The organism is Pseudomonas sp. GD03903, from assembly GCF_029840045.1.
In the GTDB taxonomy this organism is placed as follows: Bacteria; Pseudomonadota; Gammaproteobacteria; order Pseudomonadales; family Pseudomonadaceae; genus Pseudomonas; species Pseudomonas pseudonitroreducens.
In genome coordinates, this window is the sequence record NZ_JAOCBT010000015.1 from 71,137 (window position 1) to 97,432 (window position 26,296).

The window sequence follows — 26,296 nt, forward strand, 5'->3', positions numbered from 1 at the left end:
TCAGCGCAGCTTCTTGATGCGTTCGCTGGGGCTGATCACGTCGGTGAGGCGGATGCCGAACTTCTCGTTCACCACCACCACTTCACCGTGGGCGATCAGGGTGCCGTTGACCAGCACGTCGAGCGGCTCGCCGGCCAGGCGATCGAGCTCGATCACCGACCCCTGGTTGAGCTGCAGCAGGTTGCGGATGCTGATGTCGGTGTGGCCGACCTCCATGGAAATGGTCACCGGAATATCCAGGATCACGTCCAGGTTCGGCCCTTCCAGGCCAGCGATGGTCGGCGCCTTGGGCGCCATGCCGAACTCTTCCATCGGCGCGCGCGGTGCCGCCGGGGCCACCGGCGTGGCGCCGCCCTGGGCCATCAGCGCGTCGATATCGTCCTGGCTGGCATCTCCCGATTCGGAGAGCGCCGCGGCCCACTCGTCGGCCAGCGCCTGTTCTTCGGGGGTCACGTTTTCTTCATCTGACATGGTGGGTCCTCTTGGGATTCGCTCAGCGCGGACGCACGAGCGGATCGAGAATCTGCAAGGCCAGGTTGCCCTTGTGCGAACCCAGCTTGACCTTGAAGGAAGGCACGCCGTTGGCGCGCATGATCATGTGCTCCGGCAGCTCCACCGGAATCACGTCGCCCGGCTGCATGTGCAGGATGTCGCGCAGCTTGAGCTGGCGACGCACGACGGTGGCGCCCAGCGGAACGTTGACGTCGAGGATGTCCTCGCGCAGGGCGTTGATCCAGCGCTCGTCCTGGTCGTCCACGTCGGACTGGAAGCCGGCATCGAGCATCTCGCGGATCGGCTCGATCATCGCGTAAGGCAGGGTGATGTGCAGGTCGCCGCCGCCGCCGTCCAGTTCGATGTGGAAGGTGGAGACCACCACCACTTCGCTGGGGCTGACGATGTTGGCCATCGCCGGGTTCACTTCCGAGTTGACGTACTCGAAGGTGATCGGCATCACCGCGTGCCAGGCCTCGGCGAGGTCAACGAAGGCCTGCTCGATGACCATGCGCACCACGCGCAACTCGGTCGGAGTGAACTCGCGGCCTTCGATCTTGGCGTGGCGTCCGTCACCGCCGAAGAAGTTGTCCACCAGCTTGAACACCAGCTTGGCGTCGAGGATGAACAGCGCGGTACCGCGCAGCGGCTTCATTTTCACCAGGTTGAGGCTGGTGGGCACGTACAGCGAGTGCACGTATTCACCGAACTTCATCACCTGCACGCCGCCCACGGCGACATCCGCCGAGCGGCGCAGCAGGTTGAACATGCTGATGCGGGTGTAGCGCGCGAAACGCTCGTTGATCATCTCCAGGGTCGGCATGCGGCCCCGGACGATGCGGTCCTGACTGGTCAGGTCGTAGGACTTGATCGCCCCCGGCTCGACGTCGGACTCGGTTTCCACCAGGCCGTCGTCGACGCCGTGCAACAGCGCGTCGATCTCGTCCTGGGAAAGTAGATCCTGCATGGCCATGGCGGGTACCTACTGCAATACGAAATTGGTGAAAAGCACTTGCTCCACGGTCAACTGACCGGTCGCCTTCTTCGCCAGTTCCTGAAGGCTGCTGGTCGCCTGCTGGCGGAGCATCTCCTTGCCGACCGGCGTCACCAGGGTGTCGAAATTCTGGCTGGAGAACAGCATCACCAACTGGTTGCGCACCAGCGGCATCTGTTCACGCAGGGCATCCATCTGCGCCTGGTCGCGGCCCATCAGCGCAACGGCGACCTGGAGGTAACGCTGGCGGCCGTTCTGGTTGAAGTTGACCACGAAGGACGGCGCGAGAATCTCGTACACCGCCTGCTTCTTCGTCGGCTCGGCGTGTTCCGCGGCCTTGGCCTCGGCTTCTTCAGGCTTGGCGTTCTTGTGCAGGAAGAACCAGGTCCCGCCCACCGACGCGCCCACCGCCAGCAGGAAGGCCAGCGCGATGATGATGATGAGCTTCAGCTTGCCCTTGCCGGGCGCCTGGCCATCAGGGAGAGAAGGCGTCTGTTCTTTCTTGGCCATGCCAATAATCCGTCACTATTGCGGCGTAAAGCGCTGATACAGAGAGTGTCAGCAAGGGCTGTGCCAGTTCCACTGGCGCCGCCGCGGATATTACAGGCTAGACGGAGGATGTCACGGGGGGCGTAAGAATTTTCCTGTGAGCCAGGGAGATCAAGCGTCGGGACGGTTCGCGAGCAAGCTCGCTCCTACGAAAGGCCGACTCGGCGAACCGACCAGGCTGTAGGAGCGAGCTTGCTCGCGAACAACAGGGGAACTCGGGGGTTCGGGCAATTCCCTCACCCCAGCCCTCTCCCAGAGGGAGAGGGGGCCTCCCGTGCCTTTGACAGTGCCGGATGACTGCAGACTGCCGAAACGCTCAGGACAGTCCCCTATCCCCTTGGCAGAGGGTCAGGGCGAGGGCGCTCCCGGGGAGCCTCACAGCACAACGAAAGCGCCCTCGCCGGAATCACGCGTAGTAATCCACCAGGCCCCTGCCCTGCGCCGCCGATTGCGGGCGGATCTCGGACACGCCGCTGATCATCGGCTCGTCGTCAGCGCCGTCGGCGCCGGCCACGCGCCGCGAACCGCCGCGTTCATCACCCTGCTGCTGTTGCTGCCAGCCACGGGCCGACTGGTCGGAGACGTTGACGTCCAACTGCCCCATGCCCTGCTGGCTGAACATCTCGCGCAGGCGATGCTGCTGGCTGTCCAGCGCTTCACGCACGCCGGCGTTGGCGCTGATGAAGTTCACCTGGGTCTGCTCGGCGCTCATGTGGATGCGTACTTCCAGGCGGCCAAGGTCAGCCGGGTCCATCTGGATCTCGGCAGACTTGAGGTTCTGCGCGGACATCCACATCACCCGGTCCACCACCTGGTCAGTCCAGCCGTTCTGCTGCACCGACACCGGCTGCCCCGGCACCAGCGGGTTGACCGGGCGATTGGTCATGGCCTGGGGAGTGTTCAACGCCTGGGTCAGCGATTCCAGGCGGGTGGCGAAGGCGTCGTTGCGCGGCGTCTCCGGCTTGGCTTCGACCTGCAACTCCGGCAACTGCTGGGTCAGGTCGCCACCAGCCTGCAGCGCCCCCTCGGCCAGTTTGCCTTCGGCGCCCTTGGCGGTGGCGTCCGGATTCAGCGCAGCCAGTGCCGCGGAAAGGTCCGGCTTGGCCTTGCCGTCCGCCGGCAGCTCACCGGCCTTGGCCGCCAGGTCGCCGGCAACCTGTGTCTGCTGGGCCTGCTGTGCCTGGTCCTGGGCTCCCTGGCCAAGCAGGGTCACGCCCGGCAAGGCGTTGAGCTTCTCCAGGTCGCCATCGGTGCTGGCCGCCGTCTGCTGGCCGATACCGCTGCTGATCACCAGCGGCGGTGCTTCGGTGGCCGGCAATTGCCCGGTCATGCCGAGCATCAGCAACGGGTCGAGCGTCGCCTCGGGCTTCTCCTCGCCCTCGGCGACCTTGCTGCCGTCCGCCTTGTCCGCGCCATCGGCCGGCAAGGCCTTGCCGTCCCCGGCAACCGCTGGCTTGTCAGCGGCAGCGGCATCCTTCGGATCACTGGCCTTGCTGTCCTTGTCGGCACTGTCCCTGGGCTTGTCGGTCTTCGGTTTGGTGGCCTTGTCCGGGCGCTCGCTGGCAGCCGGCCGCTGCTCCTGGGCATAGACGTCAGCGAAGCTGGAACCCTTGTCGTTACTGGCGTTCGCCGAATTCTGCGCAGGCTTGGAGAGCGCCGCCTTGGGCCTGGGGTCAGGCGTGGGCGTCAATAAAATATCCGGGGCGACAGCCATCGGAGTTCTCCGTCGATGTGAATATCCAACACGGAGATAGCAAGGCGCGGGCCAACTCGAAAACGCTCAGGGGCGACCGGGCAACAGCAGGGTGCGGACGATGGAGAATTCGTGCTCGACCTTGCCGATCAGGCCCTTGGCGCTGGCCAGGTCGTTCAGCCGCGCCGCTTCTTCCAGGCGCTTGCACAGGCTGCTGAGCTGCGCCGCGCCCATGTTCCCGCAGCTGCCCTTGAAGCTGTGCGCGGCGTGGCGCAGAGCCGGCGCATCGGTGCCGGCGAAGGCTTCGCGGATGTTGCGCAGGCGTTCCTCGGAGTCGCTGAGGAAGGTCTCCACCAGGAGTGGGTACTCGTCTTCCATGATCGACAGCAAATTGCTCAGCACGGCGCCATCGAGATGCGGCTCGGACATTGGGCACTCCCTGAAGGACGGCTCGCCACCCTGCAGGGAGACAAGAAGGCCTCGATTATGCCTGAGCCGACCAGAAGAACTCCACGGAGACCGTCTTGCCGTCGCCTGACCACTGACAACGGTCGGACAACTGCCGGACCAGCGTCAGGCCGCGCCCGCAGAGGCTGCCGGCAGCCTGTTGCGAAGCCAGCACGGCGCCCACGTCGAACCCTTCGCCACTGTCCTCCACCCGTACCAGCAGGCGCCCGCCATCGCCGTGGGGAGCCAGGTCGAGGTGGAAGCGCACGAAGCCGTCGCGCAATTCTCCCAGACGCTTGCTGCGCTCCTGGTAATACTCGGCAAAGCCGGCGGCGTCGCACTTCAGCGCGGAGTCCAGGCCCATCACGCCGTGCTCCAGGGCGTTGGAGTACAACTCGGCGAGCACACTGTACAAGGCGCCGCCGCGCGGGCGCAGGTCGTGCACCTCCATCAGCAGTTGCAACAGGAACGGCAGCGGATTGAGGTTGCGCAACGTCGGCGCGCGAAATTCGAAACTGGCGGACCAGTCCAACGGGCTGCTCAGGCCATTGTCGGAGAACGCCAGCGGCGGGCGCTGCAGGGAGTCCTCGGGGACCAGGGCGATCTCCAGCATGCTGACGTCGTCCTGGGCCTCGTCGCGAAAACGCGCAACCGCCGCCTGGATGCCGTCGAACAGACGCGCCGGCGGCAGATCCTCACTGAGCACCTGGCGCAGGCGTTCTTCACCGAAGGCCTCGCCGGCGGCGTTGCGTGCCTCCAGCACACCATCGGAGAAGAGGAACACGCGGTCCCCCTCCTCCATCGCATAGACCTCGAAATGGTCGCTGAAGGCCGCGGGGTCGAGGATCCCCAGCGGCAGATGCCGCGACACCAGCGGTTGCAGTCCGCCGCCGGCGTGGCGATGCAGGAAGCCGTTGGGCAGGCCGCCGTTCCACACCTCGACCAGGCTGCGCTGGAAACTCAGGTTGAGCACCGCCGCGCAGCAGAACACGCCCACCGGGAGAATGCGCTTGAGCTTGGCATTCATCTCGCGAAGGATGTCCGCGATGGGATACCCCTTGGCGGTCATGCCGTAGAACACCTCGGCCAGCGGCATGGCGCCGATGGCCGCCGGCAAGCCGTGGCCGGTGAAGTCGCCGAGCAGCACGTGCATGCCACCCGAGGGCTTGAAGGCCGCCAGCAGCAGGTCGCCATTGAACAGTGCGAAGGGCGACTGCAGGTAACGGATGTTCGCCGCATTCAGGCAGCCCGAGTGCGCCACCTTGTCGAAGACCGCCTTGGCCACCCGCTGCTCGTTGAGCAGGTGCTCGTTGTGCCGGGCGATCAGGTCGCGCTGCTCGAGCACCATCCGCTGCAGGTTATGCAGGCGCCCCATGGCGCGGATCTTGGCTTCGAGGATGATGCGGTTGTAGGGTTTGGAGAGGAAGTCGTCGCCCCCCGCCTCCAGGCTCTGCACCAGCGCCTCGGGCTCGCTCAGCGAGGTGAGGAAGATGATCGGCACCAGCTCCTCGCCGGCCTGCCGGCGAATCCGCCGCGCCGCCTCGAAGCCATCCATCACCGGCATCAGCGCATCCATCAGCACCAGCTGCGGGCGCTCCTGGGCGAACAGCGCCAGGGCCTCCAGCCCATTGGCGGCGGTGATCACCCGATGCCCCTGGCGGCTGACGATGGTCGACAGCAGCAGGCGATCGGCAGCGTTGTCGTCGGCGATCAGGACGGTGAGGAGTTCGGACATGGCCGTTCCCACTGCGGGCAGGGCCGCGTCAGCTGATCTTGAACAGCTGCTCGAAGTTGGAGATGGCCAGCACCTTGCGCACATCCGGGTTGCAGTGCGCCAGGCTGATCTGCGCGCTTTCGCCGCCGGCATGGTCGCGCAGCAACAGGAGCATGCCCAGCGCCGAGCTGTCGAGGTAGGTGGCGCCCTTCAGGTCGACCACGTAGCGCTTGGGCGTGGTCTCGACGCGCTCGTAGGCGTTGCGAAACTCCTGGTGTGCGCCGAAATCGAAACGCCCCTGGACCACGATGGTGAGCTCCTGCCCGTCAGCGGAGGGAACGGATGTGATGGCCATGGGATTCTCCTTATCGATCGATGGTCGCGCACGAGCTTGAAGATGTAGCAGCTAGCGATGACAGCGGCAACCTCGGCGAGCAACGGGAAACCGCCTCGCCAGACTGGTCGAACGGTCACCTGGAAGGTCGATAAATGGACCACCGGTCGCCACAGGCCCGGCGAATGCCTTTACCCTTTTACGCGTGCGACGCAGGGCGAAGGCTCGCCAGAGGCCTCGGCAGGGTCGCACCCGCAAGCAGGGGGGAGCATGTACAAGTCCATTCTCATCGCGGCCAGCGTGTTGTGCGTGGTGCCGTCTGCAAGTGCCCAGGTGATGCAGCGCGAGCTGGGCGACTTCGAACTCAGGTTCGCCAACTCGCCAACGCGCAGCATGGCCCAGGGGCTGGTCCAGCCGGGCCAGGCGAACAGCGCCCAGGGCGGCCTCGACATCACCCACGACAGTGGCTGGTACGTCGGCAGCTGGACCTCGAACCTGGAGCAGGAAAAGCCCCTGGAGATCGACAGCTACGCCGGTTTCAAGCACCCGCTGGGCGACGGCAAGCTGGGCTACGAAGTGGGTACCCTGCGCTACAGCCGCCCGGAACAGCCCGACTACGACAGCCAGGCGCTGTATGGTGGTCTCTCGGTGTTCGGCAGCCGCCTGGGCGCGGCCTACAGCGCTCAGGCCGGGCGCAGCACCGCAACGCTGTTCACTGACCTTGGCATGCAGACTGACCTCGGCTTCGACGTCACCTTCAAGTATTCCGCCTACAGCCTCGCTGCGCCGGTGAGCCTGGGCAGCGGCGGCAGCGTCAGTGAGTTCGGCGACTGGTCGGTGAACTTCAGCCGCCCCTGGAATGGCATCGACCTGAACTTCTCGTACAGCGGCAGCAGCCTCACCGGCGGCGACTGCACTGCCTACTCCGGGCACAACGCCTATTGCGACTCGGCCTTCATGCTCAAGGCATCGCGGCCGTTCTTCTGAGGCTGGAACCTTCGTGGTCCCCGGAGCCCCTCAGCCCAGCCCTGGCTGCGCGCCCCGCTCCTGAGGGAGAGGGCCGGGGTGAGGGGTAAACCGAGCACCGATGGTCGGCGCGGGCGAAAGAGTCAATTTCATTCAAGAGCGCCGCGGCACAAAGAACTACTCTGCCAGTCACCACCCCACGCCTCAGGCTCTGCCCCATGCTGCACCGAGTGAACTGCACTGCCATTGCCCTGCCCGGCCTGCGCATCGTCGAGATTCTCACGCAGCGCAGCTTTCCACGGCACGCCCACGACGAATACGGCATTGGCGTAATGCTCGAGGGCGGGCACCGCTCCTGGAGCAACCGCGGCCAGGTCGAGGCGAAAGCCTGCGACATCATCACCGTGAGCCCCAACGAGCTGCACGACGGCCTCCCGCTGCACGACGCGCCGCGCCGCTGGTGGATGCTGTATGTCGAGCCGGCGCTGATCGCCCGGCTGGCCGGCGCCGAACTGGCTGGCCGTGAATTCACCCTGCCGAGCCTTGCCGACCCGCGCCTGGCCAGGCGCATCACCGACCTGTTGCAGCACCTGCCGGAAGCCGGCGCGGATGAAGCCGGCGCGGGCGTACTGGAGCTGTTCGGCGAACTGCTCGACCAGCCGCGCGAGTCGACGATCAGGGCCCTGCCCTCACGGAGCGTGGCGCGCATGCTCGAACGAATTCACGACGCCCCGCGCAACGCTCCCACGCTGGCGGAACTCGCGGGCATCGCCGGGCTGACTTCCTATGCGGCCCTGCGCCGCTTCCGCCGCGAGCTGGGCACCACACCCCACGCCTATCTGCTGCAATACCGCGTGCGCCAAGCGCACAAGGCCATCAACGAAGGCCGCACGCTGACCGAGGCGGCCCTGCTCGCCGGCTTCGCCGACCAGCCCCACCTGACCCGCGCCTTCGCCCGCCAGCTCGGGCTGACGCCGGGGCAGTGGCGCACCTCGCTCAGGCCAGCGCCAACGCCCTGAGCGCAGCAGCCGCACAACACAGCGGCGCGACCTTCGACCTCACCACGGGAAACCCTCGGGAATGAACGCAGACTTCCTGCTGACGGCGTTCGTCGTCGTTCTGCTGCCCGGCACCGGCGTGCTCTACACCCTGGCCGTCGGACTCGGGCTCGGTGCCCGCGCGGCGACCATCGCCGCGCTCGGCTGCACGCTGGGCATGCTCCCGCAGTTGCTGCTCGCCACCTTCGGCCTGGCGCTGATCCTCCAGGCCAGCGCCGCCAGCCTGCAGATCATCCGACTGCTGGGTACGGCCTACCTGCTGTTCATCGCCTGGCAGGTATTTCGCGGCAACGGCGCCCTGGCGCTGGACGCCGCCAGCGGCCCGCGCAGCACGACGCAACTGGTCGGCACCGGCCTCTGGCTCAACCTGCTCAACCCCAAGCTCGGGCTGTTCTTCCTGGCCTTCCTGCCGCAGTTCGTAGCCGCCGGCAGCGAGGACGCCAGGGCGCTTTTCCTGGTGCTGGGGCTGGTCTTCGCGCTGATGACTTTCGTCGTGTTCATCGGCTACGGGCTGCTGGCAGCCTGGGTGCGCGACTACGTGATCGGGCGTCCGGCGGTGATGCGCGTGATCCGCTGGAGCTTCACCCTGGCCTTCGTCGTGCTGGCGCTGCGCCTGGCGCTCGAGACACTGCAGGCCTGAGCGCGCCGGCTAGCCGACCAGCCCCGCGCCCATGTTGATCGCCAGGCCGAGGACCGCGGTATTGAACAGGAAGCCGACCACCGAATGGGCCAGCACCACCCGGCGCATTGCCCGCGAGGCGATCTCCACGTCGGAGGTCTGTACCGCCACGCTGAGAGTGAAGGAAAAGTAGAGGAAGTCCCAGTAGTCCGGGTTCTTCTCGCCTTCGGGGAAACGCAGCACCGGCTCCGCCGCGGCAGCCGAGTAGAACTGGCGGGCGTAGTGCATGGTGAAGATGGTGCCGATGAGGAACCAGGAACCCAGCACGGTGCTGGCGGTGAAGGCATAGCGGGCGATCTTCTCGCTGCCGCTGGCGTGCCCGGCGGTGGCCAGCTCGACGATGATGGCGCCGAGGCTGGCCACGGCGGCCACGATGACCAGCACCAGCACCGCCTCGGCGTTCTCGTCCTCGATTTCCGCCAGTCGGCGCACATCCTTCGGCGCCGCATGCAGGGCGAGCCAGCCGATCAGCAGCACATAGAGCCAGGCCATGCAGTTCCAGCCCAGCAGCACGCGGGTCATCGGCGCGAACCGGTAGCACGCCAGCGCCACCACGACACCGATGACAATGGAAGCGATCAGCCGTGGATGCGCCTGCAGCAGGGCGCGGTTCAGGCGCAGCATGGTATGCGGTCCAGTTCGGCAGCGGCGAGGTGCGCCACGCAGAGGTCGCTGTCGGCGAGCAGGCCGTCATCGAGGAACCAGGCGGCGGACAGACCGGCAAAGGCCAGTACCCACTCCAGCAGGCGGCGCCGATCGACGCCGGCGTGCTCGACGATCACGTCCAGTTGGCGGAGCAGGCGCGCGCGCTCTCGGGAGGTGGGCAGGTCCGGGTTGCAGAGCAGGTTGGCGTAGTCGAACAGACGTTCGCCATGGAGCCGCTTGGGGTCGATCGCCAGCCAGCCGCGCGGGCCGAAATCGAGGATGTTGTCGTGGTGTACGTCGCCGTGCAGCAGCGTGCGGTCGTGCTCGCTGGCCAGCAGCGCTTCGGCGGTTTCCAGGCAGCGCGGGAACAGCCCGCCGTAGCGTGTGGCAGCGGGAGCGAGGTCACGGAACCATTGACGCAGGCCGAGCAGCTGCGGCAGCGGCCTGTCGCGCGGCAGGTGCAGGCGCTGTACCACGTCGCAGGCGATTCGGCTGGCCTCGTCGTCCGCGCCGTGCAGTGCCATGTGCATCAGCGAGCGCGAACCTTCGGCGCGTTCCAGCAGGATCGCATCGCCGGCGTAGGCGAACACCTGCGCAGCACCTTCGCCGCCCCACCAGCGCATGACCTGCGCGCCGCCCTGCTCGTCGATGTCGAGAGCCACCTTGATCATCGCCGCACGCCCCTGCCAGCGGACCGGCAGCAGATGGCTGGCATGGGTAATGATGGGCTCGCCCTCCGGGACCAGGTTCCAGAGGCTCAGCAGGTGCTGGAAATCGGCAGGACGCGCGGGCGGCAGTGGCATGAATGGGTTCCAGTCAGGGTTCAGACTGGAGCCTAGCACGGCCACCCGCCGGTCAATCGGGCGCGGGCTTCAGGCGCTGGGCGAATTCGTCCAGTAGCTTCTGCTCGTACTTGTCGGCGGCCACGCGGGCTTCCTCGCGGTAGCGTTCCACCAGCTTGCGCAGGCCCTCCAGGCGGGCGTATTTCTCCTGCCAGGCAGCACGGGCCTTGTCGACGGTGCCCTGGTGCCAGTCCACCGCACGGTTCTGCTGTTCCACCGCGCCTTCGAGCTGGGAAAGGAAGCGCTGGTAGTTGATCAGCCACTGGCCGCTGACGCCCTGCTGGCCGTTGCGGATCCACTGCTGCTGGTAGTCGAAGCGATAGCGCTCGAGTTCGGCCAGCTTGCGCTGCGCCTGCTGCAACTGGTTATGCACCAGGCCGAGCTGGCGCGCCGCCTCGCGCTCGGCCTTGAGCGCCATGTCGACCACCGGGGCCAGGCGTTCGGCGCGGCGGTTCACAAGCGCTTCTCCCGCTGCGTTTTCCGTAGGATGGGTGGAGCGCAGCGATACCCATGCTGCGATTCGCCGCAAGCTGAAAGACGATGGGTATCGCAAGCTCCACCCATCCTACGAGCAGCTTCGCGGAGGCCGGGCATCAGCCGGCCTTGCCGCTGACCACCGCGTCCAGCAGGAGGCGGCTGTCGTCGAGGTTCTGGCTTTCGTCCAGACCCTGGCGGAGGAACTGGCGCATGATCGGGAAGCGCTGAATGGCCAGGTCGGTCTCGGCATCACCACCGGCCACATAGGCGCCGACGCTGATCAGATCGCGGCTCTGCTGGTAGCGCGACCACAACTGCTTGAAGCGCTGGGCGTCGCGCAGGTGCTCGGGCGTGGTGACCTGAGGCATCACCCGGCTGATCGAGGCCTCGATGTCGATGGCCGGGTAATGGCCTTCCTCGGCCAACCGCCGCGACAGCACGAAGTGGCCGTCGAGCACACCCCGCGCGGCGTCGGCGATCGGGTCCTGCTGGTCGTCGCCTTCGCTGAGCACGGTGTAGAAAGCGGTGATCGAGCCGCCGCCCTTTTCGCCATTGCCGGCGCGCTCGACCAGGCGCGGCAACTTGGCGAACACCGACGGCGGATAGCCCTTGGTCGCCGGCGGCTCGCCGATGGCCAGGGCGATCTCGCGCTGGGCCTGGGCGTAACGGGTCAGGGAGTCCATCAGCAGGAGGACATTCTTGCCCTTGTCGCGGAAGTACTCGGCGATCCGCGTGCAGTACTGCGCGGCGCGCAGGCGCATCAGCGGCGCGTCGTCCGCAGGTGAGGCGACGACCACCGAACGCTTGAGGCCTTCCTCGCCGAGGATGTGCTCGATGAACTCCTTCACCTCACGGCCCCGTTCACCGATCAGCCCGACCACGATGATGTCGGCCTTGGTGAAGCGGGTCATCATGCCCAGCAGCACGGATTTACCCACGCCGGTACCGGCGAACAGGCCCAGGCGCTGGCCGCGGCCAACGGTGAGCAGGGAGTTGATCGAACGGATGCCGACGTCCATCGGTTCATGGATCGGGTCGCGCGCCAGCGGGTTGATGATCGGGCCGTCCATCGGCACCCAGTCCTCGGCGCGCATGCCGCCCTTGCCGTCCAGCGCGCGGCCGACGCCATCGAGCACGCGGCCGAGCATGGACATGCCCATCGGCAGGCGGCCGGAGTCCGGCAGCGGCACCACGCGGGCGCCGGGGGCGATGCCGACGAGGCTGCCCACCGGCATCAGGTAGATCTTGCTGCCGGCGAAGCCCATGACTTCGGCTTCCACCTGCACCGGGTGATAGCCGCCATCGTTGATCACCTGGCAGCGGCTGCCGACGGCGGCCTGCAGCCCTTCAGCCTCCAGCGTCAGGCCGACCATGCGCAGCAGGCGGCCCTCCACCACCGGCTGGGTCGGCAGGCTCACGGCATCGCTGTAGCCCTGCAGGCGCCGGGCGAAGCTGACACGCTCAAGGCGCATCGGTGCTGTCCTGGCCGGCGTCGAGGTTCACCTGCAGGTCAGGCTCCAGTGCGTGGGTCGCCTGGTCGCGCTGCTGTTCGAAAAGCTGCTTCACGGCCTGGGCCAGGCGCGTCTCGACGCTGGCGTCGATGCGCGAGTGTTCGGTCTCGATGCGGCAGCCGCCAGGCAGCAGGCCGTCGTCCTCGATGATCTTCCAGCTTTCCTCGTGGCGATCGCGCAGGGCCTTCACCAGTTCGAAGTCCTGCGGGTTGACCTGGATGCGGATATTGCTGGCGCCCATGGGCAGCAGCTTGAGCGCCTCGCGCAGCACCAGGCGGATCTGGCTGGAATCGGTGGCCAGCTCGCGCTGCACCACCTGGCGCACCACGTGGGTCACCAGGTTGAGCATGCCCTGCTCGAGCATCTGGTCCTGCTCGGCGATGGGCTCGAGCAGGTGCGACATCAGCGTCTCGAGGTTCTGCAGGCGTGGCTGCAGCGCCGCGTCGGCTTCCTGACGCGCCTTCAGCTGGCCGGCGTGGAAGCCGTCCTTCTCGCCGGTGGAGAAGCCCTCGTTGTAGGCCTCCTGACGGATCGCCTCGAGCTCGTCGAGCGTCAGCGGCTTGACCTCTTCCTCCGGCACTTCCTCGATCTGCGGCTGTTCGTCGAGCTCCGGCTCGGGTTCCGGCTCGGGCTCGGGGACCGGCCGCGCCGGGTCGAAGCTGGGCAGCGACCAGCGGTCGAAGCCCGCGGTATCCCGCGCGCGAATCAGCTCGCTGAGCTTGTCCTCATCCTTGACCAACTTAGATCATCTCCTCGCCGCCCTTGCCACCCAGCACGATTTCGCCGGATTCGGCCATGCGCCGGGCAATGGTGAGGATTTCCTTCTGCGCGCCTTCCACTTCGCTGACGCGCACCGGGCCCTTGGCCTCGAGGTCGTCGCGCAGCAGTTCGGCGGCACGCTTGGACATGTTGCGGAAGATCTTCTCGCGGATCGCCTCGTCCGAGCCCTTGAGGGCCAGCACCAGCACGTCCGAGGAGACCTCGCGCAGCAGCGCCTGGATGCCACGGTCGTCGACATCGGCAAGGTTGTCGAAGACGAACATCAGGTCTTCGATCTGGCCCGACAGGTCTTCGTCGACTTCGCGGATGGCGTCCATCAGCGCGCCTTCGACCGAGCTGTCGAGGTAGTTCATGATGTCCGCCGCGCGCTTCACGCCGCCCATGGTGGTGCGGGTGGAGTTGGCGTTGCCGGCGAACTGCTTCTCCAGGATCAGGTTCAGTTCCTTGAGCGCGGAGGGCTGCACGGTATTCAGCGAGGACACGCGCAGGATGATGTCCAGGCGCACCTTGTGGTCGAAGTGGCTGAGCACTTCGCCGGCCTGGTCCGGGTCGAGGTAGGCGACCACGATGGCCTGGATCTGCGGGTGCTCGTAGCGGATCACGTCGGCCACGGCGCGCGGCTCCATCCACTTCAGGCTGTCTAGGCCGCTGGTATTGCCGCCCAGCAGGATGCGGTCGATGAGGTTGTTCGCCTTGTCCTCGCCCAGGGCCTGGGTGAGCATCTTGCGGATGTAGCTGTCGGCGCCGACGCCCAGGCTGGTCTGGTCACCCACGATCTCGACGAACTCGCCCATCACCTGCTCGACCTGCTCGCGGTGCACGTTGCGCATCTGCGCCATGGCCACGCCGACCTTCTGCACTTCCTTCGGGCCCATGTGGCGCAGCACCTGCGCGGCATCGGTCTCACCCAGGGAGAGCAGCAGGATGGCGGCCTTGTCGACCTTGTTCAGTTTGGCGCTCATGCGGGCTTCACTCATCGGAATTGATCCAGTCCTTCACTACCTGGGCAACGCGCCCCGGGTCCTGGGCGACCAGTGTCTTGATCGCATTCAATTGTGCATCGTACCCCTCGGAGGGGCTGGGCAGCAGGATGCTGGCCGGGCCACCGAGGCTCACGCGGTCCTCGGAGAGTTCGCCCTCCAGACCACCCAACTCGCCCAGGCCACCTTCGCCTGCGGCGCCACCGCCCACCAGGGCCTTGCTCTTGTTGCCCGACAGGTTGTTCAGTACCGGGCGTAGCACGCCCAGCACCAGCACCAGGATGAAGACGATGCCCAGCACCTGCTTGACCACATCCCAGAACCAGGGCTGCGAGTAGAACGGCGGCGCGGCAATTTCATCACCCAGCTCCGGGGCGAACGGTGCGTTGATCACGCTGACGCTGTCGCCGCGGCTGGCGTCATAGCCTACCGCGTCCTGCACCAGGCGGGTAAAGCGCCCCAGCTCGTCGGCGGTCCAGGGCTGGTGGCTGACTTCGCCGGTCTTCGGATCGGCGATCATGCGGTCATCCAGCACCACCGCGACGGAAAGCCGGCGCAGGCGACCCTGCTGCTGCTTGGTGTAACTCACCGAGCGGTCCAGTTCGTAGTTGCGGGTATTCTGCTGGCGCTTGTCGGTCGGGTACGGCGCCAGTTCCGGCTTGCCGGTCTTCGGATCGATGATCGGCTGGCCGTTGGCGTCCTTGAGCGGCTGGCCGGGCGCGACGAAATCCGCAGCGGCGTTCTGGCCAGTGGTCTGCGGTGCTGTGGCCGGGCCCGGCGGCTGGTTCGACAGCGCGCCCGGCACGCCCTGCGGGCCGTTGCTGTTCTGCCGTTCTTCGTTGTTGCTCTGCTCGCTGCGCAGGGCCGGCTGGTCCGGGTTGAACGACTCGGAGGTGGATTCCACCGCACTGAAGTCAACGTCGGCGGAGACCTCGGCCTTGTAGCGGCCATTGCCCAGCACCGGCGCCAGGATGCTGTGTACGCGCTGGGTGAAGTTGGTTTCCATGCGCCGGGTGAAGTCGAACTGCTTGCCGGCCATGGTCAGCTCGGAGAGCTCCTGCTGGTCGGAGAGCAGGTTGCCCTTCTGGTCGACCACGGTGACCTGGGACTTGTCCAGTTCCGGCACGCTGGTGGCGACCAGGTTGACGATGGCCAGCACCTGGCTCGGCTCCAGGGTGCGCCCCGGATACAGCTCGACCAGCACCGAGGCGCTGGGCTTGCGGTCGTCACGGACGAACACCGAGCTTTTCGGAATCGCCAGGTGCACGCGCGCACCCTTGACGTTGTTCAGGCTGGAAACGGTGCGCGCCAGCTCGCCTTCCAGGCCGCGACGGTAATTGGTCGCTTCCATGAACTGGCTGGTGCCCAGCGCCTGCTCCTTGTCGAGAATCTCGAAGCCGACGTTGCTGTCGGTCGGCGCGAGGCCCGCGCCGGCGACTTTCATGCGCGCCCGGCCCAGGTCGTCGGCCTTCACCAGCAGCGCGCCGGAGTTGGGCTCGATCTTGTAGCCGATGTCGGCGGCGGACAGCGCTTCGACCACCTTGTTGGCGTCGACACCATTGAGGCTGCCATACAGCGGCTTGTAGTCCGGCTGCTGCGACCACAGCACCATGCCGAAACCGATGGCGATGCTCGCGGCAAGGCCAACCAGCAGGCCGACCTGGCGCAGTACCGGCATGTCCGCGAGGTTCTCGAGGAAAGCCAGGCCCAGCAACGGCTTTTTCGGCGCGTCGGCACCGACCTTGGCCGGAACCTGACTGTCAACAACGGAGGCTTGGGACATTACCTACGATCCTCGCCGCTCAAACCGGCATCTGCATGATGTCCTGGTACGCCTGCACGAGCTTGTTGCGTACCTGGGTCATTGCCTGGAAAGAAACACCAGCCTTCTGCGAGGCGATCATCACATCGGTGAGATCGACACCGCTTTGCCCCATCTCGAAAGCGGAGGCCATGTCGGAAGCGACCTGCTGGGTAGCGTTCACCTTGTCCACCGCCTGGCCAAGCATCTGCGAGAAGCTCGGCGCCCCCGGCTCGACCGGCGCGGCCTGCGTCTTCGCCTTGGCCATGGCCTCCATTTGCATGGAACGCATTTCCAGCAACAGACGATTGAACTCGACACCCTGACTCATCACTTACCCCTCCGACTGGCCGCAGTTTTTTGACACTACGCGGCGCTTTGCAGAGGTGATTGCAACTTGGGTGCCAGGTTTTCGGGGTGCAGGAAAAATGCGAGAGATAGCTCTGGGATGGGGACTGCAGGCTGAGTGACCAGGTGATTCGGGCAGAGGTACTGGCGTACGGTCAAGGACCCCTCACCCCAGCCCTCTCCCAGAGGGAGAGGGGGCAGGTCGGCGTGGCCGGACGGGCCGCCAGCACTCAGCCAGCAAGCCAGCAAGCCGGAAATTTCGCCACAACAGAACACTGAGCGTGAAGTGCAAGACAAAATCCCCTCACCCCAACCCTCTCCCGGAGGGAGCGGGGGCAGGTCGGCGTGGCCGGTTAGACAGGCATTCCGCCGGACATCGCGCTACAGCAGAACGGACGCCAATCCCCAGCCGGCAGAGGACGGCCCCCTCTCCCTTTGGGAGAGGGCTGGGGTAAGGGTAATCATCCCGCGCCGGACTCAACCTCCAATCGAAGCGCCTCCAGCACCGAATCCATCCTCACCAGCACGTCGTGATTCCAGTACCGCAAAACACGAATCCTCTGCCCCGCCAGCCACGCATCGCGCTCGCAGTCATGAGCAGACTGCAGATGCTGCCCACCATCCAGCTCCACCGCCAATTTCAAGTCATGGCAGTAGAAATCCAGCACATAGATTCCGCACGGCACCTGCCGACGGAACTTCAGGCCGAGAAATCGCCGATCACGTAGCGCGCCCCAAAACCTCCGCTCGGCGTCGGTTTGCTGTCGCCGCATTTGGCGCGCAAATTCCACCTCGTCCATCACGATCTCCTGAGTCAGCCCAGGAGAAAAGCTCCAGCATTTCCTCACGCCTGGCAGCCAGAAGAGTTCGTCGACATATCAGCGAATACGCCGAGTCACACCAAGAAAAGGCCCGCACAAGTGCGGGCCAAGAGGGGGTTGTCGGTCAGTGCCTCAACTGGCGTAGAGATACGCCTCCACATCCATGCCCGCATCGCGCATCTGCGCGAGCTTGTAGCGCAGGGTGCGCGGGCTGATGCCCAGGCGCTCGGCGGCCTCCTTGCGCCGGCCGCGCTCGCTGCGCAGGGTGTCGATGATCATCTGGAACTCGCGGCGCTTGAGGTCTTCGCCCAGTTGCCCGGCCTCGGCGGAGACCGGCGACGGAATTTCGACGCTGCCCGGAGCCGGTGCCGCCAGTGCGGACGGAACGGCCGCCAGCAGCGGGCGCGGGGCCAGGCCGATGGGCGCGGTCAGGCACAGGTCGGCGGCCTGCACCTGGCCGCCCTGCTGGAGGATCAGCGAGCGCTGGATGGCGTTGTCCAGTTCACGCACGTTGCCTGGCCAGGGGTGCGCCAGCAAAGCGGCGCGGGCGTCGTCGGCCAGGATTACCGGCGCGTGGTTCATCTTGCGCACGTACTTGGCCAGCAGGCGCTCGGCCAGCGGCAGGATGTCGGCGGGACGCTCGCGCAGCGGGCGCCATGCCAGCGGGAAGACCGACAGGCGATAGTAGAGGTCTTCGCGGAAGCGGCCGGCGGCCACCTCGCCGAGCAGGTCGCGGTTGGTGGTGGCGAGCACGCGGATGTCCAGGCTGATCGGCTTGCGTGCGCCGACGCGTTCCACTTCGCGCTCCTGCAGTACGCGCAGCAGCTTGGCCTGCAGGGCCAGCGGCATCTCGGAGATCTCATCGAGCAGGATGGTGCCGCCATCGGCCAGTTCGAACTTGCCCGGCTGCGCGGCGATGGCGCCGGTGAAAGCACCCTTCTCGTGGCCGAACAGGGTGGCCTCGAGCATGTTGTCCGGAATCGCCGCGCAGTTGATCGCGACGAATGGCTTGCCGACGCGTGGCGACTGCTGGTGAATGTATTGCGCCAGGACTTCCTTGCCGGTACCGGACTCGCCGGAAATGAGCACGGTGGAATCGCTGCGTGCCACCCGGGCAGCCAGCTCCAGCAACTGCCGGCTGGCCGGCTCCAGTGCCACCGGGCCTTCACCGGCGCTGGCGGGCACGGCGCCCAGCGCATGGCGGGCCACCAGTTCCAGCAGCGCACGCGGCTCGAACGGTTTGACCAGGTAATCGGCAGCCCCCTGGCGCATTGCATCCACGGCACGATCGACCGCGCCATAGGCGGTCATCAGCAGCACCGGCAGGTGCGGGTAGCGCTTGCGGATCAGGCCGAGCAGCTGGTGCCCGTCCATGCCCGGCATGTTCACGTCACTGATCACCAGACTGAAGGCGTCTTTCTCCAGTGCCGGCAGCGCGGCCTCGGCACAATCGACGGCGATGAAATCATGCCCGCCGAGCGACAGGGTGTCACAGAGGGCTTCACGAAGGGCGCGGTCGTCTTCGACCAGCAGGACTTTGGCGGCCATGGAAATCACTCCTCGTGGACGACGGGTTGAGCCAGGATCAACGGCAGGATCAGGGTGGCGCAGGTACCGACTCCAGGGCGCGAGCGCAGGCTCAGCTCGCCCTGGTGGGCCTTGGCGACGGCTTTCACCACGGCCAGGCCGAGACCGGTGCCGGTGGTCTTGGTGGTGAAGAACGGTTCGCCCAGGCGCGCCAGGGTTTCGCCGCTCATGCCCGGGCCGTTGTCGCTGATGGACAGGCGCAGGCTGTTGTCACGCTGGTACAGGTGCACTTTCAGGCGCACGTCGCGGCCGGCAGCCTGGATGGCGTTCTCCACCAGGTTGAGCACGGTGCCGACCAGGGTGTCGCGATTGCACAGCAGTTCGCCCACACGGGCGTCGCACTGCCAGCGCACGTTCAGGCCGGCGACATGGGATTCGGCGGCGGCGCGCAGGCTGGCGAAGAGTTGATTGGGCAGCAGGCGATCGGGCAGCGGCAGTTCGCCCCGGGCGAACACCAGCATGTCGCGCACCTGGCTTTCCAGTTCATGCAGGCGCTCCTTGATGCGGCCGGCGAAACGCTGCTGCTGCTCGACCGGCAGCTCGCCTTCGCTCAGGTGGCCGGCATAAAGCATGGCGGCGGACAGCGGGGTGCGAATCTGGTGGGCCAGCGAGGCGACCATCCGGCCCAGCGCGGACAGGCGTTCGTGGCGGGCCAGTTGATCCTGCAGGCGACGGGTTTCCGTCAGGTCGTTGAGCAGCACCAGTTGGCCGGGCTCGCCGTTCAGCGGGCGGATGGCGATGGACACGCGACGGCCATCGCGCAGGGAAACTTCATGACCATCGTCGGCGCGCGGGGCAAAACTGCGGGAGATCACCTCGCGCCAGAGCATGCCCACCAGCGGCTTGCCGAGCAGCGCCACCGCCACCGGATTGGCGTCGCGCACGACACCCTGGCCGTCGATCACGATGACGCCGCCGGGCAGCACGTCGAGCAGGCTTTGCAGCCGGTTGGCCAGGCGCTCCTTCTCGGCCAGCTCCTGCATGCGCTGCGCGCTGACCAGGGCAAGTTCACCCTTCAGCTCGGTGACGCGGGCTTCCAGCAGGCTGTAGGACTGGTTGAGCTGGCTGGACATCTGGTTGAACAGCGCGAAGGTCTGCTCCAGATGGGCACGGCTCTGCTGCTCCACCGGCACCTGCAGTGGATCTGCAGTGAGCTGGGAAGCAAGTTCAGTCTGGCGATTGGGGGCGGGCATCATGCGGGTTTCCTCATCCGTCCGACGGCGTGAATCTGTCGGTCGGATGAGTCTTAGCAAACCCCGTGCCTAAAATTTACTCGTTATATTTCAATGACTTGAAAATACGAGCACGACGGAAGCGTCAATCCTCCGCCATTTCCTCTTCGCGACGGCTCATGCCGTACTTGCGCATCTTCTCCACCAGGGTGGTGCGGCGGATGCGCAGGCGTTCGGCGGCGCGCGCGACCACGCCACTGGCGTCGTCGAGCGCCTGCTGGATCAGGCCCTGTTCCAGGTTGGCCAGGTAATCCTTCAGGTCGATGCCTTCGGCCGGCAGCATGGCCGGCGAGTCGAGACCCGGCAGCCCGGCGGTGATCGCCGCGCGCTCTTCCAGTTCCTCGCGCAGGCTGGTCGCCAGTTGCTCGTCCTCGTCGTCGACGTGTCGGAACTTCTTCGGCAGCTCGCCCACGCCGATCACGCCATAGGGATGCATGATCGCCAGGCGCTCGACGAGGTTCGCCAGCTCGCGCACGTTGCCCGGCCAGTCGTGGCGGCAGAGCGACATGATGGCGGCGGAGTTGAAGCGGATCGAACCGCGCTTCTCGTGCTCCATGCGCGAGATCAGCTCGTTCATCAGCAGCGGGATGTCCTCCACGCGTTCACGCAGCGGAGCCATCTCGATGGGGAAGACGTTGAGGCGGTAGTACAGGTCCTCGCGGAAACTGCCGTCCTCTATCATCTTCTCGAGGTTCTTGTGGGTCGCGGCGATGATGCGCACGTCGACGTTCTGCGTCTTGTTGCTGCCCACGCGTTCGAAGGTGCGCTCCTGCAGCACGCGCAGCAGCTTGACCTGCATCGGCAGCGGCATGTCGCCGATCTCGTCGAGGAACAGGGTGCCGCCATTGGCCAGTTCGAAGCGCCCTGCCCGGCTGGTGATGGCGCCGGTGAAGGCGCCTTTCTCATGGCCGAACAGTTCGCTTTCCAGCAGCTCCGCGGGGATCGCGCCGCAGTTGACCGGTACGAAGGGCGCGTCGCGGCGCTTGGAGTGGTAGTGCAGGTTGCGCGCCACCACTTCCTTGCCGGTGCCGGACTCGCCGAGGATCAGCACGCTGGCGTCGGTGTCGGCGACCTGCTGCATCATCTGGCGCACCTGCTGGATGGCACGGCTGGTGCCGACCAGGCTGCGGAACAGGTTCGGCTCGCGCTGGCGGCCACGCTCGCGGGCCTGGTCGTACATCTCGCGATAGACCTGGGCGCGGTGCAGGGAGTCGAGCAACTTGTTGTAGCTGGGCGGCATCTCGAGGCTGGCCAGCACGCGGCGGCGCAACTCTTCGGGCCACTCATTGGGCACCGGCTCGCCCATCAGCAGGACGGGCAGGTATTCGTCCCAGGCCGCGAGCTGCTTGAGCAGCTCCAGCGCCCCACCCTTGCTCTCCACAGCGCCGACCAGCACGCAGAGTACGTCACGGCTGCCATTGGGCAGCGGCTCGACGACCTGACGCCAGTCACGGCTGTTGCACGACAGCTGGTCTTCACCCAGGAAGCTGATGATCACCGAGAGGTCCCGGCAACGGTCCTGGTTGTCATCGATCACGAGGATTTTGGTTTCGCGCCACATCTTAGCTTGTCATCCCGGGCTTGAAGGCCGACCTACGGCGGCTGACACGATCTGGCCACAGCACAATTTCCTCGTGCTAGCCAGCATTTGGCCACTAGTTAAGTCAAAATTGTGGCTCGAGTCAAATTTATGGCGTGTTTTTTTTGGTGCAGCCCGACGAAGGGTGTTGATCCCTGTCATGGCAATTGAAGTGCAGCGTAGTTCGAAGCGGAGGCGGCGGCCACCGGCACCTGGCCGATCACCGCCGAAAGAGAGCCGATCCGGATGGATCAGCCAAACATCTGATAAACCTTGGCGCCCTTGCTGGAGCGATGCACGGCGGTCAGCTCCGCGCCGATGGCGGTGCGCTGGGCGGTGCACACCTGGACCAGTTCGGCATACAGCGCCAGCAACTGTTCCATGGTTTCGCGCAGGGCTTGCTCGTCGCGCTCGGCGTCCTGCATGGCCACGTCGACCTGCTCGCGGCACTGCCGGTCGAGGTCGCCAATGGCTTCCCAGTCCTTGTTGTGCATGGCGGCGCTCAGGGCGGCGCGAGTCTCGTTGAGTTGAAGCATGGCCTGGCTCATGACTAATCCTTCCTTCAGGCGGCGATAGCGTCCCAGCCCGATTTTACCTCACGCAGCAGACCCGAGACTTCGTCGAGGATCGCCGCGTCGCCGTTGCGGTTGGCCTCCAGCAGACGCTCGGTCATGTAACCGTAGAGGCGGTCCAGATTCAGCGCCAGTTCGCCACCCGCTTCCGCGTTCAGCGCTTCGCGCAGGCCGCCGACGATACCGATGGCCTTGCTGATCAGCTCGCCGCGTTCGGCCATCTGGCCGCGCTCGATGGCGCCACGGGCCTGGGCCAGACGCTCCAGTCCGCCCTGCATGAGCAACTGGATCAGGCCGTGCGGCGAGGCTTCGGCGACGCGCGCTTCCAGGCTGACTTGCTGGTATTGCTTCATGGCTTTCATGGCGTACATGGCAGGCTCCTGCTGCAAATTCTCTTACTGACCAAGGTATCGGCCGGTATTGCAGGAGCTTTATCGTCGGAGGCAATTTTTTTTCGAGGCGGGCGCGGCGCTGCTGTTGCCGCGCCCGCTCAGGGGAATCAGCTCTTGTTGGCGAAGGGCATGCTGTTGAGCTGGGAAAGCAGTTGGTCGCCGGTCTTGCTCAGTTGCGCCACCAGGTTGTCCATGGCGGAGAACTGCTTGTTCAGGCGGTCCTGCAGCGCGGCGATGCGGGTGTCCAGGTCCTTCTGCTGCTTGTCGACGCTGCTGATGGTCTTCTGCAGCATGTCGGTCCGCTGGTCGAGGATACCGGCCGAATCGGTGTAGGGCTTCAGGCGGGTGGTCAGGCGGCTGGCCAGGCCATTGTCGCCAGTGAAGTACGCGGCCACGCCCTCGAAGTCGGTGCTGACGGCCTTGGTCAGTTTGTCGTCGTTGATCTTCAGGGTGCCGTCCTTGGGATCGGTGGTGATCCCCAGGCTGGCCAGCGTGTTGTAGGTGCCGCCGCCTTCGCCCGGAGTGGTGATCTCGCTGCGCACGGCACTGAGCAGCGAACGCACGGACGAGTCACCCACCAGCGCGCCGGTGACCGGTGTTTTATCGTCACCGACCGAAGTCACCTTGGTCTGCGTGTTGGTGAAGGAGATTAGGGTGTTGTAGGCGTCGACGAACTTCTGCACGTTCGCCTTCACCCCGGCCTCGTCGCGGGCGACGGTCAGGGTCACGGGCGTATCCGCGGCGGTCACCTTGGTGAGGTTGATGCTCACGCCCTCGATGGCCGAGGTGACGGTGTTGGTGTCGCTCACCACCGACAGGCCGTCGACGGTCAGCCTGGCGCTTTGCGCCTTGGTCACGTAGCCGCCCAGCCCGGCCGCCTTCTCGGCGTCGGTCAGCGAGGCCAGGCTCTTGGCGGTGCTCGGGTCGAAGGCCAGCTTGCTCAGGCTGGTGTCGCCGTCGCTGCCTTCGCCGGAAATCGCCACCTTGATGTCCTTGCCGTCACCGGACTTGGTGCTGTTGAGCACCAGGCGCGAACCGGAGGAGTCGGTGACGATGGTGGCCGTCACGCCGGAGGTGGAGGATTGCTTGTTGATCGCGTCGCGCACCCCGCCCAGGGTGTTGTTGCTGCTGTCGATCTGCAGGTCGAGGACTTCGGTATCACCCAGCGAGATGCTCATCTTGCCGCTGTTGAACTTGGCGTCGGCGCTGTTGGCGATCGACTGCAGGGCCACCTTGCTGCTGGCGGCCAGCTGCGAGACCTGGATCTGATAACTGCCGGCGGCGGCACTCTGGCTCGCGGTGGCCTTGAACACGCTGTCGTCGGAGGACTTGGCGGTACGCGCGAGGAACGACGAAGGGCTGTTGAGGGTGCTCAGCGCGGTCTGGAAGGCGCTGATGGCACTCTTGAGCGAACCGAGGGAGGTGAGCTTGGTGGTGGCGTTTTTCTCCAGCGTGTCCAGCTGGGTCTGCTTGGGCGCCTTTTCCAGTGCGACAATCGACGAGATCAGGCTCGAATAATCGTTGCCCGTCGCGATTCCGGTTACACCTGCCATGTTCCACCTCCGTCAAAATTCTGCGTGCAATGATCCTTGCCGGATAACCAGAGCAAGCACCATGCCAAGAGTCCTTGGCCCCGTCAGGCCTGCGCTTCGAACATCAGGCTGCGCATATCGTCGAGCTGGGCGGCAAGCTTCAGCACTTCCTCGGAAGGAATTTGCCGCACCACCTTGCCGGATTCGCCGTCGATGACCTTCACCACCACTTCGCCGGTGGAGTCGTCGATGCTGAAATTCAGGTTGCGCGTCACCGACTGAGCATAGGACTGCATGCTCTTCACGGCCGAATCGATCTGGCCACGCTTGTCGGCAGCGCTGGCCGCATCCGCAGGCTGCACTTCGCCAGCGGCGCGGGGGGTTCCCGTCGGGTTCGGCGTGGCGGTGCCGCGCGCGTTACCCAGCAGGCTGGTCGAAGCGATGTTCACGATATCCATCTTCATCCCCTCGGAAAAGGCAAAAAGGAGGAAGGGTTTCCCCCTCCTCCTGTGGCTGCCTCAGAACTCGCTCCGGTATTAACGGAGCAGGCTGAGTACCGACTGCGGCAGCTGGTTGGCCTGGGCCAGGATCGCGGTACCAGCCTGTTGCAGCACTTGGTTCTTCGACAGCGACGCGGTTTCGGCGGCGAAGTCGGTGTCCTTGATGCGGCTACGGGCGGAGGTGGCGTTTTCCGCGATGTTGGTCAGGTTGTCGATGGTGTTGGTGAAGCGGTTCTGCACGGCACCGAGGTCGGCACGCTGGGAGTCGATCGCGGCCAGGGCGTTGTCGATCACCGAGACGGCACGCTGGGCGCCATCGGCGGTGGAGATATCCACATCGGCGACGGTGGACAGGGTGGCCTTGCTGGCGCCGAACACACCGCTGGAGGTGCCGGTCAGGGCGTAGGAGGTGGAGGAGTTCAGCTGTACGTAGCCGATCGCCTTGCCGCCTGCCGCTGCCACGTTGGTGGAGGTGCCGAAGGTGCCGTCGGAGCCCTGGGAAGCCACGTCGATGGTACCGGTGGCGCCAGCGGAGTCAGCACCGAAGACGATGTTCTCGCCGGTAGCCGAAGTGATGGTCACCTTGTCGGTCTTGGCGTCGTAGTTGGCGCTGACGTTCAGTTTGCCGGCGTTGGAGTTGATCTGGTCGGCCAGGTCCTTGGTGCTGGTGACACCGACGATGGAAACCTGCTGGCTACCAACCGACAGGCTGAAGCTGGCGGCGCCGGAGGTGATGTTCACGTCAGCCTGAACCACGTTACGGGCAGTGGCGGACAGACCGGAGATGGCGCCGTCGAAGTTGCTGGCGATGTCCTTGGCGCTGTCGCCCGAGGCGACCGCAACGGTCTTGGTTTCGCCGTTGCCGACCACGGTGATGTTGGTGGCAGTGAAGCCTGCACCGCTACCGACGACGCTGGAAGTGGTGGTGGTACCAGCAGCCGAAGCACCGGTGCTGTTGGTCGAAGCGCCGCCACCGACCTGGTACGAACCCAGGGAAGTGGAAGAGGCGTTCTTCAGGGTCACGTCGATGGTTTCGTAGGCGTTGGAACCGACCTGGAAGCTGGTGGTGCCAAAGGAACCGTCGAGCAGCTTGCGACCACCGAAGGTGGTGGTGTCGGCGATACGGCTCAGTTCAGCCTGCTGGGCAGCCACTTCTTTCTGCAGGGCGGCACGGTCGGCGTCGCTGTTGGAGCCGGTGGCGGACTGGATGGACAGGTCGCGGATACGCTGCAGGATGTTGGTGGACTGCTGCAGGGCACCTTCAGCGGTCTGCGCCAGGGAGATACCGTCGTTGGCGTTGCGGGTAGCCTGGTTCAGGCCACTGATCTGGCTGGTCAGACGGTTGGAGATCTGCAGGCCGGCGGCGTCGTCCTTGGCGCTGTTGATGCGGTAGCCGGTGGACAGACGCTGCAGCGAGGTGTTCAGCGCGTTGGACGAACCGTTCAGGTTGCGCTGGGTGTTCAGAGAGGCAATGTTGGTATTGACGGTAAGGGCCATGATGGTCTCCTTCAGTGGTCCTGTTAGTTCCTGAGCTTGCGATATCTCGGCCTGCTTGCTCAGGTACCCCAAGAATTCGCATACGTCCTACTTATCGGCGCCCCTGCGAAGAGCTTTAGAAAAAAACAGGAAGTTTTTTTTCCTGTTGGTTTTCAGCTTGTTAGCTGACCTTCGCAGAGAGTTCCAGGCGCCTTCGAGGAAGATTTTCCTGCCGCTTGCGCCAGCATTTCGCGGGTCCGCGGCGGGCAGTGCCAGCACGGACTCCCAGCAAATC

27 protein-coding genes are annotated in these 26,296 nt (G+C 65.7%); 3 read left to right on the forward strand and 24 right to left on the reverse strand.

All coding sequences use genetic code 11. The features are described 5' to 3' along the window. The 7 genes from fliN to N5C91_RS21760 form a co-directional block, all read right to left on the reverse strand. Complete coding sequence (gene fliN / locus N5C91_RS21730) at nucleotides 1-471, reverse strand: flagellar motor switch protein FliN (RefSeq protein ID WP_236173928.1); 471 nt, start codon at nucleotides 469-471, stop codon at nucleotides 1-3. Nucleotides 472-493: 22 nt separating this feature from the next. Then, nucleotides 494-1,465, reverse strand: a complete 972-nt coding sequence (fliM, locus tag N5C91_RS21735) for a flagellar motor switch protein FliM (protein WP_236173927.1) — start codon at nucleotides 1,463-1,465, stop codon at nucleotides 494-496. A 9-nt stretch (nucleotides 1,466-1,474) separates the two neighbouring features. Further along, a complete protein-coding gene (gene fliL / locus N5C91_RS21740) occupies nucleotides 1,475-1,996 on the reverse strand; it encodes a flagellar basal body-associated protein FliL (protein ID WP_236201146.1) in 522 nt (173 codons plus the stop codon). 445 nt (nucleotides 1,997-2,441) lie between these two features. Next, entirely contained in the window at nucleotides 2,442-3,749 is a 1,308-nt protein-coding gene (locus N5C91_RS21745) for a flagellar hook-length control protein FliK (protein WP_279831913.1), read from the reverse strand. Nucleotides 3,750-3,815: 66 nt separating this feature from the next. After that, a complete protein-coding gene (locus N5C91_RS21750; RefSeq protein WP_279831915.1) occupies nucleotides 3,816-4,157 on the reverse strand; it encodes an Hpt domain-containing protein in 342 nt (113 codons plus the stop codon). Nucleotides 4,158-4,212: 55 nt separating this feature from the next. After that, nucleotides 4,213-5,910 carry a SpoIIE family protein phosphatase gene (locus N5C91_RS21755; RefSeq protein ID WP_279831917.1) on the reverse strand — a complete coding sequence of 566 codons (1,698 nt, stop codon included), beginning with the start codon at nucleotides 5,908-5,910 and terminating at the stop codon, nucleotides 4,213-4,215. Between the two features lie 28 nt (nucleotides 5,911-5,938). Further along, complete coding sequence (locus N5C91_RS21760; protein ID WP_236173919.1) at nucleotides 5,939-6,244, reverse strand: STAS domain-containing protein; 306 nt, start codon at nucleotides 6,242-6,244, stop codon at nucleotides 5,939-5,941. Nucleotides 6,245-6,493: 249 nt separating this feature from the next. On the opposite strand from N5C91_RS21760, the gene N5C91_RS21765 reads away from it, so the two are divergent. The 3 genes from N5C91_RS21765 (at nucleotide 6,494) to N5C91_RS21775 (ending at nucleotide 8,887) form a co-directional block, all read left to right on the forward strand. Beyond that, complete coding sequence (locus N5C91_RS21765; RefSeq protein WP_279831918.1) at nucleotides 6,494-7,210, forward strand: TorF family putative porin; 717 nt, start codon at nucleotides 6,494-6,496, stop codon at nucleotides 7,208-7,210. 197 nt (nucleotides 7,211-7,407) lie between these two features. Then, nucleotides 7,408-8,208, forward strand: coding sequence for an AraC family transcriptional regulator (locus tag N5C91_RS21770; protein WP_279831920.1), 801 nt, complete (start codon nucleotides 7,408-7,410; stop codon nucleotides 8,206-8,208). Between the two features lie 61 nt (nucleotides 8,209-8,269). Beyond that, complete coding sequence (locus N5C91_RS21775) at nucleotides 8,270-8,887, forward strand: LysE family translocator (protein ID WP_236173916.1); 618 nt, start codon at nucleotides 8,270-8,272, stop codon at nucleotides 8,885-8,887. Between the two features lie 9 nt (nucleotides 8,888-8,896). Here the strand turns inward: N5C91_RS21775 and N5C91_RS21780 are convergent, their stop codons facing one another. From N5C91_RS21780 to N5C91_RS21860, 17 genes are all read right to left on the reverse strand, one after another. Next, nucleotides 8,897-9,550 (reverse strand): DUF1345 domain-containing protein, encoded by a 654-nt coding sequence (locus tag N5C91_RS21780; RefSeq protein ID WP_236173915.1) that lies wholly within the window; start codon nucleotides 9,548-9,550, stop codon nucleotides 8,897-8,899. Further along, entirely contained in the window at nucleotides 9,538-10,374 is an 837-nt protein-coding gene (locus tag N5C91_RS21785; RefSeq protein WP_279831923.1) for an aminoglycoside phosphotransferase family protein, read from the reverse strand. Before N5C91_RS21785 ends, N5C91_RS21780 begins: the two co-directional genes overlap by 13 nt. Before the next feature lie 52 nt (nucleotides 10,375-10,426). Next, nucleotides 10,427-10,870, reverse strand: a complete 444-nt coding sequence (gene fliJ, locus N5C91_RS21790) for a flagellar export protein FliJ (RefSeq protein WP_236173913.1) — start codon at nucleotides 10,868-10,870, stop codon at nucleotides 10,427-10,429. A gap of 136 nt (nucleotides 10,871-11,006) precedes the next feature. Next, the gene (gene fliI, locus N5C91_RS21795; protein WP_236173911.1) at nucleotides 11,007-12,362 is read right to left on the reverse strand and encodes a flagellar protein export ATPase FliI; all 1,356 of its coding nucleotides are present in this window, start codon (nucleotides 12,360-12,362) and stop codon (nucleotides 11,007-11,009) included. Then, nucleotides 12,352-13,140, reverse strand: a complete 789-nt coding sequence (fliH, locus tag N5C91_RS21800) for a flagellar assembly protein FliH (protein WP_279831925.1) — start codon at nucleotides 13,138-13,140, stop codon at nucleotides 12,352-12,354. Before fliH ends, fliI begins: the two co-directional genes overlap by 11 nt. Before the next feature lies 1 nt (nucleotide 13,141). After that, nucleotides 13,142-14,158 (reverse strand): flagellar motor switch protein FliG, encoded by a 1,017-nt coding sequence (gene fliG / locus N5C91_RS21805; RefSeq protein WP_017520274.1) that lies wholly within the window; start codon nucleotides 14,156-14,158, stop codon nucleotides 13,142-13,144. After that, complete coding sequence (gene fliF, locus N5C91_RS21810; protein WP_236201138.1) at nucleotides 14,151-15,944, reverse strand: flagellar basal-body MS-ring/collar protein FliF; 1,794 nt, start codon at nucleotides 15,942-15,944, stop codon at nucleotides 14,151-14,153. The genes fliG and fliF overlap by 8 nt, the downstream gene beginning before the upstream one ends. A gap of 19 nt (nucleotides 15,945-15,963) precedes the next feature. Beyond that, on the reverse strand, nucleotides 15,964-16,293 hold the full coding sequence (gene fliE / locus N5C91_RS21815; protein ID WP_236173905.1) for a flagellar hook-basal body complex protein FliE: 330 nt from the start codon (nucleotides 16,291-16,293) through the stop codon (nucleotides 15,964-15,966). Between the two features lie 478 nt (nucleotides 16,294-16,771). Further along, entirely contained in the window at nucleotides 16,772-17,110 is a 339-nt protein-coding gene (locus N5C91_RS21820; RefSeq protein WP_279831931.1) for a DUF559 domain-containing protein, read from the reverse strand. A gap of 153 nt (nucleotides 17,111-17,263) precedes the next feature. Then, nucleotides 17,264-18,679, reverse strand: coding sequence for a sigma-54-dependent response regulator transcription factor FleR (gene fleR / locus N5C91_RS21825; protein WP_279831932.1), 1,416 nt, complete (start codon nucleotides 18,677-18,679; stop codon nucleotides 17,264-17,266). Nucleotides 18,680-18,684: 5 nt separating this feature from the next. Further along, a complete protein-coding gene (locus tag N5C91_RS21830; RefSeq protein ID WP_279831933.1) occupies nucleotides 18,685-19,914 on the reverse strand; it encodes an ATP-binding protein in 1,230 nt (409 codons plus the stop codon). A 121-nt stretch (nucleotides 19,915-20,035) separates the two neighbouring features. Beyond that, entirely contained in the window at nucleotides 20,036-21,511 is a 1,476-nt protein-coding gene (locus tag N5C91_RS21835; protein WP_236173901.1) for a sigma-54 dependent transcriptional regulator, read from the reverse strand. A 269-nt stretch (nucleotides 21,512-21,780) separates the two neighbouring features. Then, nucleotides 21,781-22,077 carry a flagellar protein FliT gene (locus tag N5C91_RS21840; RefSeq protein ID WP_236173899.1) on the reverse strand — a complete coding sequence of 99 codons (297 nt, stop codon included), beginning with the start codon at nucleotides 22,075-22,077 and terminating at the stop codon, nucleotides 21,781-21,783. Between the two features lie 14 nt (nucleotides 22,078-22,091). Beyond that, a complete protein-coding gene (gene fliS / locus N5C91_RS21845; protein WP_236173897.1) occupies nucleotides 22,092-22,472 on the reverse strand; it encodes a flagellar export chaperone FliS in 381 nt (126 codons plus the stop codon). A 128-nt stretch (nucleotides 22,473-22,600) separates the two neighbouring features. Further along, on the reverse strand, nucleotides 22,601-24,046 hold the full coding sequence (fliD, locus tag N5C91_RS21850) for a flagellar filament capping protein FliD (RefSeq protein WP_279831936.1): 1,446 nt from the start codon (nucleotides 24,044-24,046) through the stop codon (nucleotides 22,601-22,603). An 83-nt stretch (nucleotides 24,047-24,129) separates the two neighbouring features. Continuing rightward, nucleotides 24,130-24,483: a flagellar protein FlaG gene (locus N5C91_RS21855; RefSeq protein ID WP_236173893.1), complete on the reverse strand. Its 354-nt coding sequence runs from the start codon at nucleotides 24,481-24,483 to the stop codon at nucleotides 24,130-24,132. Between the two features lie 78 nt (nucleotides 24,484-24,561). Then, nucleotides 24,562-26,022, reverse strand: a complete 1,461-nt coding sequence (locus tag N5C91_RS21860; protein ID WP_236173891.1) for a flagellin — start codon at nucleotides 26,020-26,022, stop codon at nucleotides 24,562-24,564. Between the last annotated feature and the right edge of the window lie 274 nt (nucleotides 26,023-26,296).